Consider the following 15,807-nt stretch of genomic DNA (forward strand, 5'->3'; position numbering starts at 1 on the left):
GCTGAAAGCATCTAAGTACGAAGCCGGCCACAAGATTAGATTTCTCAGGGTCGTCATAGACGATGACGTTGATAGGATGCAGGTGTAAAGGCAGCGATGTCATAGCCGAGCATTACTAATTGCCCGTCCACTTTTCGCCTTGCCCTGTATGGGTGGTATATACGTTCAGCATGAAAAACTGCTTTGCTTTTTTCGCGTCATGTCCAACCTTATTCAGGTGGCTATAGCGCCGGGGTTCCACCTCTTCCCATTCCGAACAGAGAAGTTAAGCCCGTCCACGCCGATGGTACTGCGTAACAGTGGGAGAGTAGGTAGCCGCCGTTTTCCAGGAAGAAGCCCCCGCACCGTAAAAGGTGCGGGGGCTTTCCGTTTTGTCTAATTTTCATGAGGTTTTCATGAGGTTTTCATGGAGGGGGTGTTGCGGGGCGCATCCACATACGAATAGATCTTTCTTCCGCCATTTCTATTTTTTATTAGGCTTTTTCCCCGCCCCGTCCGGGGGCGCCTGGCGGGAGCATGACAAGGCGATGAACGTGCCACTTTTACCCATACGAATAGGGTTACACTTTTTTGCCGATGCTGTCTTTGCTTATGAAAACGCAAAGAAACACACTCTTCATACGCATACGAACGGTTGGGGCGTAGGTTTGTGCCTGGGAGTATAGACCTTACAAAGACTTGCAGTTACTGGCACGCACCACGTTTGTGCAATATGCAGAAGCTGGGAAGAAGCCGTATTAGGCGAAACAAACCGGTTTTTCTATCGGGAATAACCTCGAACTCGGTGCCCAGTTTAATTTCTGATGGGATTAGTTTGTTGAGAATGGATTGGGAATGTACATAGGACGGACTGGGACAGACTGAAAATAGGCTGGAAAAAAGGAGTGTTATAGAATATTTTTTCTTAAATGCTACTGAATCAGGATAATTATTTGTATCTTTGTCGCCCGAATAAACAAAAGAAGCTTTGGGAAAGTTTGATAAATACAAAATAGACCTGAAAGGTATGCAAGCAGACTCGTGTAAATATGAGTTTGTGTTGGATAATCTTTTCTTTGCCAATATTGACGGACCGGAAGTACAGAAGGGTAAAGTCAGTGTGGAATTAGTTGTAAAGAAAACATCTCGTGCTTTCGAATTGAATTTCCAAACCGATGGTATGGTATGGGTGCCATGTGACCGTTGTTTGGATGATATGGAACAACTTGTCAGCTCAACGGACAAGTTGCTGGTTAAGTTCGGTCATGAATATGCCGAGGAAGGTGATAACCTCATAGTAATTCCTGAAGAGGAAGGTGAGATTAATGTGGCGTGGTTCATGTACGAGTTTGTTGCTTTGGCAATACCTATGAAGCATGTGCATGGTCCGGGTAAGTGCAATAAGGCAATGACCAGCAAGTTAAGTAAGCATATACGTACTACCTCGGATGATGATGCGGAAGAGACGTTTGTTTCGGAGGAGACGGAGTTGCTGAATGAAGAAGAAACGCCGGTAGATCCGCGTTGGGACGAATTAAAGAAAATATTAGATAACAATTAAAGATTAAAGAAAATGGCACATCCTAAAAGAAGACAGTCAAAAACAAGAACTGCAAAGAGAAGAACTCATGATAAAGCAGTAGCTCCTACATTGGCTATTTGCCCGAATTGCGGTGAATGGCATGTATATCACACTGTATGTGGAGCATGTGGCTACTATCGTGGCAAGCTGGCAGTAGAGAAAGAAGCTGCTGTTTAATTGGGCAGTTTGACTAAACTTATACTTGAATATCGGGCGTCTGAAAAGATTTGTGGCATTTTAATGGACAAACCTTTTTAGACTGCCGTTGTTTAAGTATCTTTATAAGTAAACAAGATTAATGGAAAAAATAAATGCAGTAATTACAGGAGTCGGTGGTTATGTGCCTGATTATATCTTGACGAATGACGAGATATCGAAGATGGTGGATACCAACGATGAATGGATTATGACCCGTATCGGAGTTAAGGAAAGACATATCCTGAATGAAGAGGGATTGGGTACATCGTACATGGCACGCAAGGCTGCGAAGCAGTTGATGCAACGTACAGGTTCCAATCCGGATGACATTGACTTGGTGATTGTCGCAACTTCTACTCCGGACTATCAATTCCCTTCTATTGCATCTATCTTGTGTGACAAGCTCGGGCTGAGGAATGCTTTCGCATACGATATGTCGGCTGCTTGTTGCGGTTTTCTCTATATGTTGGAGACGGCTGCGAACTTTATTCGTTCGGGTAGGTACAAGAAAGTTATTATTGTAGGTGCAGACAAGATGTCGTCGATTGTGAACTATACCGACCGCGCTACTTGCCCGATTTTCGGTGACGGTGCGGCGGCGTTTATGCTGGAGCCGACAACAGAAGAAGTGGGCGTTATGGATGCTATTCTGAGAACAGATGGAAAGGGATTGCCTTTCTTGCACCTGAAAGCTGGTGGTTCGGTTTGTCCTCCTTCATATTTCACGATAGACAATCACATGCACTACCTTTATCAGGAAGGTCGTACGGTATTTAAATATGCGGTATCCAATATGTCGGATATAAGCGCCGCAATCGCAGAAAAGAACAATCTGACAAAAGATACTATCGACTGGGTGGTTCCTCATCAAGCTAATCTGCGTATTATTGATGCCGTGGCACACCGTTTGGAAGTTCCTCATGAAAAAGTGCTGATAAATATCGAGCGCTATGGTAACACAAGCGCCGGTACGCTTCCGCTCTGTATTTGGGACTTTGAAGAGAAACTGAAGAAAGGTGATAACATTATCTTTACGGCATTCGGCGCAGGATTTACTTGGGGAGCCGTTTACGTGAAATGGGGTTATGACGGAAAGAAGCAGTAATATAACCGTTACGAACAAAATATGATAAAAAGACGCATCCTATCTCGATTCGATGCGTTTTTTTGTCTCAATCCAAATAAGTGAAGATTATGCATAAAGCAGGTTTTGTCAACATTGTGGGAAATCCGAATGTGGGTAAGTCTACATTAATGAACGCGTTGGTAGGTGAGCGTATTTCAATAGCTACTTTCAAAGCGCAGACCACTCGTCACCGGATTATGGGAATATATAATACGGATGATATGCAGATTGTATTTTCGGATACGCCGGGTGTGTTGAAGCCTACATATAAGCTGCAGGAGTCCATGCTGAATTTCTCCACTTCGGCATTGACGGATGCGGATGTATTGCTGTATGTGACGGATGTGGTCGAGACACCTGACAAGCATAATGATTTTGTGGAGAAGGTAGGCCGCATGGAAGTGCCGGTGTTGTTGCTTGTCAACAAGATTGATTTAAGCAATCAGGAGAAGTTGGTGGAATTGGTGGAAGCCTGGAAAGAACTGTTGCCCAATGCGGAGATTATTCCTATTTCAGCCGCCACTAAGTTTAATGTGGATTATGTGATGAAGCGGATAAAAGAACTGCTGCCCGATTCTCCACCCTATTTCGATAAAGACCAGTGGACGGACAAGCCTGCACGTTTTTTTGTAAACGAGATTATTCGCGAAAAGATATTGTTGTACTACGATAAAGAGATACCTTATTCGGTAGAAGTTGTCGTAGAGCAATTTAAAGAAGAGGAAAAGAAGATACGTATCAATGCTGTGATATACGTTGAACGCGATTCGCAGAAAGGTATTATCATCGGCAAGCAGGGGAAAGCTTTGAAAAAAGTGGCTACCGAAGCTCGCCGGGATTTGGAGAGATTTTTCGGGAAGACAATCTTCCTGGAGACGTTTGTGAAAGTTGATAAAGACTGGCGTAGTTCGGATAAAGAACTGCGTAACTTCGGTTATCAGCTGGACTAATATTCATACGACTGTGACAGTCGCACAAAAACAAAGAGTGTAACCTATGGGAAATTTAGTTGCAATCGTAGGACGTCCCAATGTGGGAAAGTCTACACTATTTAATCGCCTGACCAAGACAAGACAGGCGATTGTAAACGAAGAAGCAGGGACAACGCGCGATCGCCAATATGGTAAATCGGAATGGCTGGGTCGTGAATTTTCTGTTGTGGATACCGGTGGCTGGGTGGTAAACTCCGATGATATTTTTGAAGAGGAGATACGCAAGCAGGTATTAATGGCAGTGGATGAAGCGGATGTAATCCTGTTTGTGGTGGATGTGATGAATGGAGTAACGGACTTGGATTTGCAGGTGGCTTCTATTCTGCGCCGTGCCAAAAAGCCTGTTTTGCTGGTTGCAAACAAGACTGATAATAATGAGTTGCAATATAATGCTCCTGAATTTTATAGTTTAGGCTTGGGAGATCCGTATTGCATTTCCGCAATCACCGGCAGCGGCACGGGAGACTTGATGGATCTCATCGTTGAGAACTTCAAGAAAGAGTCGGACGAAATACTGGACGAGGATATCCCCCGTTTTGCAGTAGTGGGGCGTCCGAATGCCGGAAAGTCGTCTATCGTTAATGCTTTTATCGGAGAGGATCGTAATATCGTGACGGAAATAGCCGGCACGACACGTGATTCCATTTATACCCGTTACAATAAGTTCGGCTTTGATTTCTACCTGGTAGATACGGCAGGTATCCGCAAGAAGAACAAGGTGAGTGAGGATTTGGAATATTATTCGGTTATCCGCTCTATCCGTTCCATTGAAAATTCGGATGTATGTATCCTGATGTTGGATGCTACCCGCGGCATTGAAAGCCAGGACTTGAATATTTTCTCCCTTATCCAAAAGAACTCCAAAGGGTTGGTGGTTGTTGTAAATAAGTGGGATTTGGTGGAAGACAAGACGGTGAAAGTGATGAAGACTTTTGAGAATGCCATTCGCAGCCGTTTTGCTCCTTTTGTGGACTTTCCGATAATCTTTGCCTCGGCATTGACAAAGCAACGTATCTTGAAAGTATTGGAGGAAGCGCGCACTGTGTATGAGAATCGTATGATACGCATACCGACTGCCCGTCTGAATGAAGAGATGCTGCCGCTTATCGAGGCCTATCCGCCCCCTGCCATCAAAGGCAAGTATATCAAGATAAAATACATCACACAGTTGCCGAATACGCAGATTCCTTCTTTCGTTTATTTTGCTAATCTGCCTCAATATGTGAAAGAGCCATACAGGCGTTTTCTTGAGAATAAAATGCGTGAGAAATGGAACCTGACAGGGACACCGATAAATATATATATACGGCAGAAATAAACTTTTCGGTATCTGTTGGGTTGGTTAGTCCTAAATAAGCGGTTTCGGTAACGTTTATTTAGGACTAATCATTTATAGCCATAATCGTTAATCTTTATATTATATTATGACAAAAATAAGCAAAACGCGTATATTCGCTTTAATCCTCTCTTTGTTTTGTTGTGCCGCTGTTTTCATGTTGTCGTTATATAAATCAGCAAAAAGTCATGACAATGCAGCACTATATACCGGTATTCTTACTGACACTATTTCTAAAATCGTGTCGGATTATCCGGGAGAAATCGGGGTGGCAGTAATCATCAATGGTACAGATACGGTTACCGTCAACAATAAGAGTATTTATCCCATGATGAGTGTGTTTAAAGTCCATCAGGCATTAGCCGTGTGTAACGATTTTGATAGCAAAGGACTTTCCCTTGACTCATTGATAACTATACACAGGGATGAACTTGACCCTAAAACCTGGAGTCCTATGATGAAAGAACACTTAGAATCAGTGATTTCATTGACAGTTAGAGATTTATTACGTTATACTCTCATCTTAAGCGACAACAATGCAAGTAATCTCATGTTCAAGAACTTAGTTGACGTTGCCAAAACTGATAGTTTCATAGCTACTCTCATCCCTCGCTTAAGTTTCCGGATAGCTTATACTGAAGAGGAAATGTCGGCCGATCATGATAAAGCCTATGCCAATTGCACGTCACCTCTCGGTGCGGCAATGCTGATGGAACGTTTGTTTACCGACAGCCTGCTTAGTTGTGAGAAACAATGTTTCATTATGAACACGTTGAAAGAATGTGTAACCGGCAATGACAGGATAGTAGCTCCTTTGCTTGAAAGAGAAGGAATTACAATTGCCCATAAGACGGGTTCCGGCTATACCGATGAAAACGGAGTGCTCGTTGCCCACAATGACGTAGCCTATATCCGTCTGCCGAATAATGTATGCTACACTTTGGCAGTATTTGTCAAGGATTTCAAGGGCAATGAAACACAAGCCGCAAAAGCCATAGCACGCATATCCGCTATTGTATACTCAATATTGTCACATCCTTAATTTTCACACGGTTTTTTCATTTACGGGAGATATCCTTGGTTGGAAGAAGTTATCGTCATCTTAACCCTCGATATTCTGTATTTGCACCTCTTTTACCTTACGGAAGAGGTCCGAAGCGAAGATGAAGTTGTTCAAGCGTTCATTGGTAGAGGTGAAGATGTCGTCTTTGCTGCCTTCCCACTCTTTGTGCCCCTTGTAGATGTAGATGATTTTCTCGCCGATGCCCATCACGGAGTTCATGTCGTGGGTATTGATGAGTGTAGTCATGTTGTACTCGCGGGTGATGTCCTGTATCAGTTCGTCAATGACGAGAGAGGTCTTGGGGTCCAAACCGGAATTCGGTTCGTCGCAGAACAGATACTGCGGGTTCAGGGCGATGGCACGTGCGATGGCTACGCGTTTCTGCATGCCGCCGCTGATTTCGCCGGGAAATTTGTCCTTCGCTTCAATCAGGTTTACGCGTTCCAGGCAGAACATGGCACGGCGTGTACGGTCGCGCAACGTGTCCGAACTGAACATGTTGAGGGGAAACATCACGTTGTCCAGCACCGTCATCGAGTCGAACAAGGCGGCGCTTTGGAATATCATCCCCATTTCGCGGCGCAAGGCTTTCTTCTCATTCTTTCCCATGACGAGGAAATTGCGGTTATCGTATAGCAATTCCCCCTTTTCGGGCGTCAGCAATCCCACGATACATTTCATCAGCACGGTTTTTCCCGAACCGCTTTGACCGATGATAAGATTGGTCTTTCCGTTTTCGAAGGTGGCATTGATATCCGTCAGTACCTCTTTCTCTTCAAATGACTTGCAAAGTCCTTTCAACTCAATCATTATTTCTTGTTTTTTTTTGATTTGAAACCAGGTTATTAGCTCATTAACAGTTTCGTCAGTACGAGGTCGGCAAACAGAATCAGCACACTGCTGCACACCACCGAATCCGTAGACGCCTTACCCACCTCGATAGAGCCGCCTTCGACCGTATAGCCGAAGAATGCCGATACGCTGGCAATGATAAAGGCGAAGAACAGCGACTTGATGATGCCGCACCAGATGAACCACTCTACGAACATATATTGCAAGCCATACTCCAAATCGACAGCGGACATGATGCCGCCAAACCAGCATGTGCAAAACGCACCGATAACTCCGGCGAATATACTGAACGTCACCATTAAGGGAATGGTCGATACCATTGCCGTTATCTTTGGCAATATCAGGTAGTTGGCGGAATTCACGCCCATAATCTCAAGAGCGTCTATCTGTTGGGTCACCCGCATCGTCCCCAGTTCGGAAGCTATGTTCGAACCCACTTTGCCTGCCAGTATCAGGCACATGATGGAAGACGAGAACTCCAGCAGCATGATTTCGCGGGTGACGTACCCCACCGTCCAGCGCGGCATGAAAGGGCTTTCGATGTTCAGCTTGATCTGTATGGTGATGACGGCTCCGATGAAAAACGATATCAGCAGTACGATGCCGATGGAGTTTACGCCAAGCTGCTCTATTTCATTGATGTACTGGCGGAAGAACATGCGCATGCGCTCCGGACGCGCAAAGACACGTCCCATCAGCATGATATATCTTCCTACTGTTCTAAGTGCTTTAATCATGACTCGTAAGTATTTGTCTGCAAATGTACACTATTTCAGCTTATTTTTGCTACATTTGCGGCAGTTTCACCACGGATTACGCCAAATGGTCCACTATTTTTATAAAACAGGGCGCGGACGGTGTTGTTTGCGGGAGAAACGGCGGTTGTGCAAAGACCGGCATTAATTCAGTGTATGTATAATCTGTGGTGATATAGCGTTATGGAAGAAGAAAGCAAAATGGTGCTCCGGACAGAAGACTTGGTGAAGAAATACGGCAAGCGTACCGTAGTGAACCATGTCTCTATCAATGTAAAGCAAGGGGAAATCGTAGGATTGCTGGGGCCGAACGGTGCCGGCAAGACCACTTCGTTCTATATGACCGTAGGGCTGATAACCCCCAACGAAGGGCGTATCTTCCTGGACGATTTGGACATTACGAAATATCCGGTATACAAGCGTGCGCAGACGGGCATCGGCTATTTGGCGCAGGAGGCGTCCGTGTTCCGTCAGATGAGTGTAGAGGACAATATTGCCGCTGTGCTGGAAATGACCGACAAGCCGTTGGATTATCAGAAAGACAAGTTGGAGAGCCTGATTGCCGAATTCCGCCTGCAAAAGGTGCGCAAGAACAAGGGTAACCAGCTGTCCGGCGGTGAACGCCGCCGTACGGAGATTGCCCGCTGCCTGGCCATCGACCCGAAGTTCATCATGCTGGACGAGCCGTTTGCCGGTGTAGACCCTATTGCGGTGGAAGATATCCAGCAGATTGTCTGGAAACTGAAAGACAAGAACATCGGTATCCTGATTACCGACCACAATGTGCAGGAAACGCTGAGCATCACCGACCGCGCCTATCTGCTGTTCGAGGGGAAAATCCTGTTTCAAGGTACCCCGGAAGAGCTTGCCGAGAACAAGATTGTGCGCGAAAAATACCTGAGTAACAGCTTTGTGCTTCGCCGCAAGGACTTTATGGTGTAGGCGGTTCTTGAAAAGGATATCGTTTCCCGGTAAAGGCAAAAGAGGTGTGGCAAAGCACACCGGATATGGAAATCGAGAGTGTGTCGAAACTCTCTTATTAACCAAATCACCCCTGTCACAGATATCTATGGCAGGGGTGATTGGTGTATTTAAGGTGCTTCGACACACCTCTTTTGTTGAAAAGAGGGTTTTGGCACCCTCTTTTGCTTTTTCTCCTTCAATCTATATGATTAGTACTTCGGAGGTCTTGCTTCTTTTACCACCATCTGACGGCCGAAGAATTCGGCGCCGTCCAGTTCGGCAATAGCTTTGGCGGCAGCTGCGCTGTCTTCCATCTCTACGAATGCAATGCCTCTGAAACGTCCGGTTGCGCGGTCCATGATAAATTTAACGGAAGATACAGTGCCGTAATCCTCCATAACCTTTTGCAGGTCATCTTCCTTAACACGGTAGTTAAGGTTTCCAACATAAATGTTCATAACGAAAAATGTAAATAAATAAAAATGAATAAAACTCTCTCAGAAAGACAGCCGAATAATAAAAGGATTACAACGACAGAGAGTTTACAAAAACGTTTTTCAACGGAAGTAAAAACCATGTAATGGAAATCGAAAAACTAATATGCCATCATTCTGCGGCAAAGGAACACATTAATTTCGGATATACAATACTTTTTCCCGATTATTTTCATTTCTTCCCCACGGCTTTTTCATTTGCAGGAGTTAGAGGAGCTAAAAGGGGTTATCGGCCGGCAAGCCGGCTTGGTAGTTAACCCCGATACTTCTATAATAATGTCATGCACAAGCGTATCGGCTCTAACTCTTTTGACTCCTGACGAAGCGATGCGAAGGGATGACTCCTCCAACTCCCCTGAATGCAAAAGTCGTGATTTCTTCCCGCAACTCTTTCATTTGCAGGGGGCAGAGGGGATACCGGGAGTTAAAGGGAGCCGTATGCCGATAGTATCGCCGTGCACCAACCGGACTTCGGCTTTTAGCTCCGAGCCCGGAGGGCGATAACTCCTTCCGGTTCTCTTCGGCTTCTGCAAATGAAAAAACGTGGCTCCATTAGGAGTTGAAGGAGTTAGAGCCGATGCCCTTGTGTACGACCTCGTTACAGGGCATCGGCTTTAGCACTTAAACCGGCCGGCGGCTGATAACTCCTCCGGTTCCTTGCAGTGCAACATGCCGTATCGGTATACTCTTTCGGGCGTTCTTTTTAAAGAAAGATTAAGGGCCTGTTTTAATTTTCTTCAAAAAGTCTTCTTCGGCTTCTTTTGATTTTCTTTCCGGTCTGTTTTCCTCTTTTTATTCGTCACATAGCCCGCTATGCTCCTCATAAAAACAGAAAAACATCCTCGAAAAGAACGCTCAAAAAAAACTATACCTATATCAAAAAGGTAAAAAATGTTTTGAGCGAAGCTAATGCCGGACAGAATTTAAACAGGCTCTAAACGGAGCGGGGGACGAAGAGACGCTTCAGCCCCTCTTTGCTCTCTCTTTCTCTTTAATTCTTACCTACTTGTAAATGATTATGGCAGACAAAGAATTGACCTTCTGGGATCATTTGGACGAGCTGCGCCGGGTGCTGTTCCGCATCATCGGCGTATGGTTCGTATTGGCTGTGGGCTACTTCATCGCCATGCCCTACCTGTTCGACAGTGTGGTGCTGGCACCCTGCCATAACGATTTCATATTCTACGACTTGTTGCGCTATATCGGCGCCAGGTTCGACCTGCACGATGAGTTCTTCACGCAGGAGTTCCGGATAAAACTTATCAATATCAACCTGGCGGCGCCGTTCTTCATTCATCTGTCCACGGCGTTCTGGATGTCGGTGGTGACGGCTGCGCCCTACTTCTTCTTCGAGGTGTGGCGGTTCATCCGCCCCGCGCTCTATCCCCACGAACGCAAGGGCGTGCAGAAGGCGCTGGGCGTGGGCACGGTGATGTTCTTCATCGGGGTGCTGCTGGGCTATTTCATGGTCTATCCGCTGACACTCCGTTTCCTGTCCACCTACCAGCTCAGTGCGGCGATAGAGAACCAGATATCCCTCAACTCGTACATCGACAACTTTATGATGCTGGTGCTTTGCATGGGGCTTGCCTTCGAGCTGCCGCTGGTGACGTGGCTGCTCTCGCTGCTGGGACTGGTGCACAAGACGTTCTTACGCAAGTATCGGCGCCACGCGGTGGTAATCATCGTGATTGTGGCTGCCGTCATCACGCCCACAGGCGACCCGTTCACGCTGACCGTAGTGGCGGTGCCGCTCTATCTGCTGTATGAGATGAGCATCCTGATGATTAAGGACAAGGAGGGCGGCGAAACGGACGAGACGCCGGAAACGGACGGGGAATGAACGCTGAGGACAGACGGGAAATGAGTGCCGGACAGGGGATGAACACCGGAAGCGGGCAGGAAATGAATGTTGAAGACAGACGGGAAGTGCACACCGGAGACGGACGAAGGATGAACGCTGAAGACAAACGGGAAATAAGCGCCGGAGCCGGACAGGGAATGAACACCGGGGACGGACGGGAAGTGAATACCGGAGCCGGACCGGCTGCGGGCGACGGGGCAAAGGAATATTTCCGTTTGCTGCACGAAGCCTGCCGTGCGGACGAACCCTCTTTCACAGCCGCTTACCGCCGGTTGCGGGAGCTGCTCGAGCATTTGTGCCGTACGCAGATGGCGGACGGCAGCCTGCAGATGACCGACCTTGCCGCACGCATCAATTACGTCTCTTCCAGGCTGGGGCTTGCCGTTGCCGAACAGAACCGCCTGCATACGTTCCGGCTCACTTCAAACGCCATTCTGAACCGCCGGGAGCCGCCCTCGCGCGAAAAACTGCTGCGCGATGCCAAGACATTGGCTTTCTTTGTAAAGCGCCTGACGGGCGAGGACATCCCTGCCGGGCTGTATCGCCTGCTGCCGCAGGCGGATGCCACATACGTTGCCGCCCCGGTGGCGAAGGAGCGTGTGCGGCGCATGCGCGTCTGCTTCCGGCATGCCGATGCGGATTATCTGTATGTGATGCCGGTAGACTTCGTGGCGGACGAGCTGTTGCGCGTGCGTTATAACGTGCCGCAGGTCAATGACGAGTTTGCGCAGACGTGCGGCTTGCTGTGGCGGCATGCGCGGCTGAACCTGCTGGACGTGGCGGTGGACGGGGCAGGCGTGCTTACCCCCTCTTTCATTATCCTGGAGCCGGACTACCTGCTCGACATCAGCTCGCTGGCGGAGTGCTTCAGGGAGTACGGGCATCATCCGGCAAACTACATGCTGGCACGGTTGCAGACGCCCGACAATACCCGCCCGTTGCTGCTGGGTAACATAGCCAACCTTTTTCTGGACGAATGGATCCATGCGGAAGGCGAGCCGGACTATATGGCGTGCATGCGGAAGGCGTTTCGCGCGTATCCCATCGAACTGGCTGCCTGTGCCGACCTGCGCGACCGCGAGAAGGAGCGCGAGTTCTTTGCCGACTGCCGGCGCCATTTCGACAATATCCGGCAGACGGTGGCGGAGACGTTCCGCGCTTCGGGCTACGAACTGGACAAGAAGGATGCCGTGCTGGAACCCTCCTATATCTGCGAGGCGCTGGGGCTGCAAGGGCGGTTGGACTATATGCAGCGCGATATGTCGTCTTTCATCGAAATGAAGTCGGGCAAGGCGGACGAGTATGCCATACGCGGCAAGGTGGAGCCTAAAGAGAACAACAAGGTGCAGATGCTGCTGTATCAGGCGGTGCTGGAGTATGCCATGGGGCAGGACCACCGCCGCGTCAGGTCCTACCTGCTCTACACGCGCTATCCGCTGCTCTATCCGGCACGCCCTTCGTGGGCGATGCTGCGCCGGGTGATGGATGTGCGCAACCGTATCGTGGCGAACGAATACGGCATCCAGCTGCGCAACAGCCCGCAATATACGGCGGAACGCCTGCGCGACATCAATCCCGAGACCTTGAACGAGCGCCAACTCGACAATATCCTGTGGAAGCGCTACCTGCTTCCGTCCATCGATGCCGTGGCGCAAAAGATACGGGCGCTCTCGCCGTTGGAGCACGCCTACTTCCATGCGCTGTACAATTTCATCACCAAGGAGCTTTATACTTCGAAGTCGGGCGATGTGGAGTATGAAGGGCGTGCCGGCGCTGCCGCCCTGTGGCTTGCCACGCTGGAGGAGAAGAGCGGGAACGGGGAGATACTGTACGACCTGGTGATACGGCAGAACCATGCGGCGGATATCCATAAGCCCTATCTGGTGCTGGAGCGCACGCCTGCGGCGGATGCCGACGCCTTGCCCGACTTCCGCCAGGGGGACGCCGTGGTGCTGTACGAGCGGAACACGCCCGAGGACAACGTGACCAACCGGATGGTGTTCAAGGGGAGTGTCGAGGAGATTTCCGACCGCCACATCCGCCTTAGGCTGCGTGCGGCGCAGCAGAATGCCGGAGTGCTGCCGCCGGACAGCCGGTATGCGATAGAGCACGACTGCATGGACACCTCTTTCCGCAGCATGTACTGGGGGCTGTCGGCGTTTTTGTCTGCCACGAAAGAGCGCCGGGACCTGCTGCTCGGCAGGCGCGAACCGGAGTTCGACCCCGCTTATGGCAGTGCCATAGCGGCGGCTGCCGACGACTTTGCGCGTATCACGCTGAAGGCGCAGGCTGCGCGCGACTATTTCCTCCTGATAGGTCCGCCGGGCACGGGCAAGACCTCCCGTGCGCTGCGCGGCATGGTGGAGGCATTCTGCAGGGAAGGGAAGGAGATACTGCTCCTGTCGTACACCAACCGGGCGGTGGACGAGATATGCAAGATGCTGGCGGGCATTACGCCGGCGGTGGACTTCATACGCATCGGCAGCGATGTGTCCTGCGACGAGGTTTACCGCCCGCATCTGATAGAGAACGTGCTGGAGTCCTGCGCCACGCGCCTTGAAGTGCGCGAACGCATGGCGCGTTGCCGCATTTTTGTGGGAACGGTCTCCACGCTTTCCGCCAAGACGGAGCTGTTCCGCCTGAAGACGTTTGATGTGGCGCTGATAGACGAGGCTACCCAGATACTGGAACCGCAATTGCTGGGACTGCTGTGCATGCGCGGCGTTGCCGGCGGAGACGCCATCGGCAAGTTCATACTGATAGGCGACCATAAACAGCTTCCGGCGGTGGTGCTCCAGTCGGCGGAGCAGTCGGAAGTGGCGGATGAAGCACTGCGCGCCATCGGGCTGCGCAACTTGAAGGATTCTCTTTTTGAGCGTCTGTACCGTAATGCCGCAAAACGGTACGGGGGGGGCGGTTCGCAAGGTCCTGCATCGGGTTTGCAGGGTCCTGCATCAGGTTTACACAGTTCTACATCAGGTTCACAGGGTTTTGCATCGGGTTCACACGGTTCTGCATCAGGTTTACAGAGTTTTGTATCAAGTGCACAGAGTCCCGCATCAGGTTCACAGGTCTCCGCGCCCGCTCTTCGTTCTTCCGTGTTTGCTCCTTTCGACATGCTTTGCCGCCAGGGGCGCATGAATGTGGAGGTTGCCGCCTTTCCGAACCGTGCTTTCTACGGCGGGTTGCTGCAACCGGTGGGGCTGGAGCATCAGATGGGTGCTCTCCGGCTTGCTCCCGAACTTGCTGCCAATGAATTTGCCGTAGTGCTGACGCGCCGTGTCGCTTTTCTGCCATCGGTTCCCGAGCCGCCTATGCAGTCGGCGAAGATGAATCATTCGGAAGCGAAGATTGTTGCTGGACTGGCTGCTGCCGTCTGCCGCCAGTACACCCTTGCCGGCGGCGGGTTCAATGCCGCTTCCACTTTGGGGATAATCACCCCCTACCGCAGCCAGATAGCTTTGATAAGGAAGGAGATATCCGCTTTGGGCATCGCGGCTCTGAATGATGTGCTGGTGGATACGGTGGAGCGTTTCCAGGGAAGCGAGCGCGATGTCATCATCTACTCCTTCTGCGTGAACAGGGCATCCCAGCTGAGGTTCCTCGCCAACCTGACGGAAGAGGACGGGGTGCTGATAGACCGCAAGCTGAATGTGGCTCTGACCAGGGCACGCAAGCAGATGTTTATCATCGGGGTGCCGCAGTTGCTGCGACAGAACCCCATCTATGCCCGGCTGTTGGAAAGTTGCGAATCGTGCGGTGCTGTTTGAGTGTTGCCGGGAAAAGGAGTTGCTGAAAAGGAAGGTGCTGAAAAGGGAAGATCCCAAAAAAGAGGGGCGCTGAAAGAGTCTTTTTGAAAGAGCTTTTCGGTTTGAGCCTAATTCATACAGATTATCATGCACTGGAATTTCGGCTTGAGCCAATTTTTCTCCTCTGAGAATTCAATATTTAAATTTGCTTTCGGATGTGGGTGCAAATGACTCACCCTCAAAAATTACGCAGAAGGAACTCTTCCAGTGCCTTCCTGAAAAGGTGCGTTTTTTCATTTGTAGGAGTTGGAAGAAGTTATTGCCTTTCGGGCTTGGAGTTGACAATCGATAGTTCTGTTGATGTATCGCGATACTATGGGGCTCGAATTCTTTTAAACTCCCGATAACTCCTTCACTAAACGAAAGAGCCGTTAGCCTGTTGTTCCTTCTCTATTTAATAAATCTTAAAGGTTTTCTTCTTCTTTATATGCTTTATTAATAACAACGTGTGTTATAAAGCCTTATATTTGTAGCACGTTTTTTTCATAGAGATTTAGATTTAAGGTTAGAAGAATTGTGGAAGTCGTGAGACTTCCCTTTTTTTAATCTTAAAGGTTGTCCTCTTTGGGAATATCCCTTGATAAGAGGACAAAAAAGCCCTTTCGTGAGAAAGGGCTTTTTTTGTTGTCTCTATACATTGTCATGTATCACACCCGGTAAAGTACTGCATCCTGCTTAATCTTGCTATCCACTATGATACGCAGTGATTGTTCACATAATCCGTTATGCCTTTCTTCAGAGCCTCTCTAAACTTTTTCAGTTTCTTTAGAGTGCTCTTTTTATAGAAGACAAGT

General features: G+C 49.0%; 12 protein-coding genes and 2 rRNA genes. 11 read left to right on the forward strand and 3 right to left on the reverse strand.

Annotated features, from left to right (window positions below; all coding sequences use genetic code 11):
• The 8 genes from QZ327_RS02320 to bla form a co-directional block, all read left to right on the forward strand.
• Positions 1 to 139, forward strand: a 23S ribosomal RNA gene (locus QZ327_RS02320); the annotation flags it as partial.
• Between the two features lie 74 nt (positions 140 to 213).
• A 5S ribosomal RNA gene (rrf, locus tag QZ327_RS02325) occupies positions 214 to 324 on the forward strand.
• 643 nt (positions 325 to 967) lie between these two features.
• Positions 968 to 1,540 (forward strand): DUF177 domain-containing protein, encoded by a 573-nt coding sequence (locus QZ327_RS02330; RefSeq protein ID WP_294616778.1) that lies wholly within the window; start codon positions 968 to 970, stop codon positions 1,538 to 1,540.
• Between the two features lie 12 nt (positions 1,541 to 1,552).
• Positions 1,553 to 1,738 carry a 50S ribosomal protein L32 gene (gene rpmF / locus QZ327_RS02335; RefSeq protein WP_004288267.1) on the forward strand — a complete coding sequence of 62 codons (186 nt, stop codon included), beginning with the start codon at positions 1,553 to 1,555 and terminating at the stop codon, positions 1,736 to 1,738.
• Positions 1,739 to 1,859: 121 nt separating this feature from the next.
• A complete protein-coding gene (locus tag QZ327_RS02340) occupies positions 1,860 to 2,864 on the forward strand; it encodes a beta-ketoacyl-ACP synthase III (RefSeq protein WP_294616781.1) in 1,005 nt (334 codons plus the stop codon).
• Between the two features lie 89 nt (positions 2,865 to 2,953).
• A complete protein-coding gene (era, locus tag QZ327_RS02345) occupies positions 2,954 to 3,835 on the forward strand; it encodes a GTPase Era (protein WP_294616783.1) in 882 nt (293 codons plus the stop codon).
• A 46-nt stretch (positions 3,836 to 3,881) separates the two neighbouring features.
• Complete coding sequence (gene der / locus QZ327_RS02350) at positions 3,882 to 5,195, forward strand: ribosome biogenesis GTPase Der (RefSeq protein WP_294616784.1); 1,314 nt, start codon at positions 3,882 to 3,884, stop codon at positions 5,193 to 5,195.
• Positions 5,196 to 5,301: 106 nt separating this feature from the next.
• On the forward strand, positions 5,302 to 6,255 hold the full coding sequence (gene bla / locus QZ327_RS02355) for a class A beta-lactamase, subclass A2 (protein ID WP_294616785.1): 954 nt from the start codon (positions 5,302 to 5,304) through the stop codon (positions 6,253 to 6,255).
• A gap of 60 nt (positions 6,256 to 6,315) precedes the next feature.
• Here bla and QZ327_RS02360 read toward each other — a convergent pair whose 3' ends face one another.
• The gene (locus tag QZ327_RS02360; RefSeq protein ID WP_294616787.1) at positions 6,316 to 7,086 is read right to left on the reverse strand and encodes an ABC transporter ATP-binding protein; all 771 of its coding nucleotides are present in this window, start codon (positions 7,084 to 7,086) and stop codon (positions 6,316 to 6,318) included.
• A 35-nt stretch (positions 7,087 to 7,121) separates the two neighbouring features.
• A complete protein-coding gene (locus QZ327_RS02365) occupies positions 7,122 to 7,865 on the reverse strand; it encodes an ABC transporter permease (RefSeq protein ID WP_294616789.1) in 744 nt (247 codons plus the stop codon).
• Positions 7,866 to 8,066: 201 nt separating this feature from the next.
• On the opposite strand from QZ327_RS02365, the gene lptB reads away from it, so the two are divergent.
• Positions 8,067 to 8,825 carry an LPS export ABC transporter ATP-binding protein gene (gene lptB / locus QZ327_RS02370; RefSeq protein ID WP_294616790.1) on the forward strand — a complete coding sequence of 253 codons (759 nt, stop codon included), beginning with the start codon at positions 8,067 to 8,069 and terminating at the stop codon, positions 8,823 to 8,825.
• Positions 8,826 to 9,055: 230 nt separating this feature from the next.
• On the opposite strand, the gene QZ327_RS02375 is transcribed toward lptB, so the two are convergent.
• Entirely contained in the window at positions 9,056 to 9,304 is a 249-nt protein-coding gene (locus tag QZ327_RS02375; protein ID WP_009122820.1) for an RNA-binding protein, read from the reverse strand.
• Between the two features lie 1,054 nt (positions 9,305 to 10,358).
• Between QZ327_RS02375 and tatC the strand changes: the two genes are divergently transcribed.
• Complete coding sequence (gene tatC / locus QZ327_RS02380; RefSeq protein WP_294616792.1) at positions 10,359 to 11,183, forward strand: twin-arginine translocase subunit TatC; 825 nt, start codon at positions 10,359 to 10,361, stop codon at positions 11,181 to 11,183.
• Positions 11,180 to 14,974, forward strand: coding sequence for a DEAD/DEAH box helicase (locus QZ327_RS02385; protein WP_294616794.1), 3,795 nt, complete (start codon positions 11,180 to 11,182; stop codon positions 14,972 to 14,974). The genes tatC and QZ327_RS02385 overlap by 4 nt, the downstream gene beginning before the upstream one ends.
• Positions 14,975 to 15,807 lie beyond the last annotated feature (833 nt).

The sequence above is a fragment of the uncultured Bacteroides sp. genome (genome assembly GCF_910578895.1).
Lineage (GTDB): Bacteria > Bacteroidota > Bacteroidia > Bacteroidales > Bacteroidaceae > Bacteroides.

What these genes read in the sequence shown, in the direction of transcription:
- der (WP_294616784.1), top strand. Translation starts at nt 3,882, where the DNA reads ATGGGAAATTTAGTTGCAATCGTAGGACGTCCCAATGTGGGAAAGTCT.
- era (WP_294616783.1), top strand. Translation starts at nt 2,954, where the DNA reads ATGCATAAAGCAGGTTTTGTCAACATTGTGGGAAATCCGAATGTGGGT.
- lptB (WP_294616790.1), top strand. Translation starts at nt 8,067, where the DNA reads ATGGAAGAAGAAAGCAAAATGGTGCTCCGGACAGAAGACTTGGTGAAG.
- QZ327_RS02385 (WP_294616794.1), top strand. Translation starts at nt 11,180, where the DNA reads ATGAACGCTGAGGACAGACGGGAAATGAGTGCCGGACAGGGGATGAAC.
- rpmF (WP_004288267.1), top strand. Translation starts at nt 1,553, where the DNA reads ATGGCACATCCTAAAAGAAGACAGTCAAAAACAAGAACTGCAAAGAGA.
- QZ327_RS02360 (WP_294616787.1), bottom strand. Translation starts at nt 7,086, where the DNA reads ATGATTGAGTTGAAAGGACTTTGCAAGTCATTTGAAGAGAAAGAGGTA.
- QZ327_RS02365 (WP_294616789.1), bottom strand. Translation starts at nt 7,865, where the DNA reads ATGATTAAAGCACTTAGAACAGTAGGAAGATATATCATGCTGATGGGA.
- QZ327_RS02340 (WP_294616781.1), top strand. Translation starts at nt 1,860, where the DNA reads ATGGAAAAAATAAATGCAGTAATTACAGGAGTCGGTGGTTATGTGCCT.
- QZ327_RS02375 (WP_009122820.1), bottom strand. Translation starts at nt 9,304, where the DNA reads ATGAACATTTATGTTGGAAACCTTAACTACCGTGTTAAGGAAGATGAC.
- bla (WP_294616785.1), top strand. Translation starts at nt 5,302, where the DNA reads ATGACAAAAATAAGCAAAACGCGTATATTCGCTTTAATCCTCTCTTTG.
- tatC (WP_294616792.1), top strand. Translation starts at nt 10,359, where the DNA reads ATGGCAGACAAAGAATTGACCTTCTGGGATCATTTGGACGAGCTGCGC.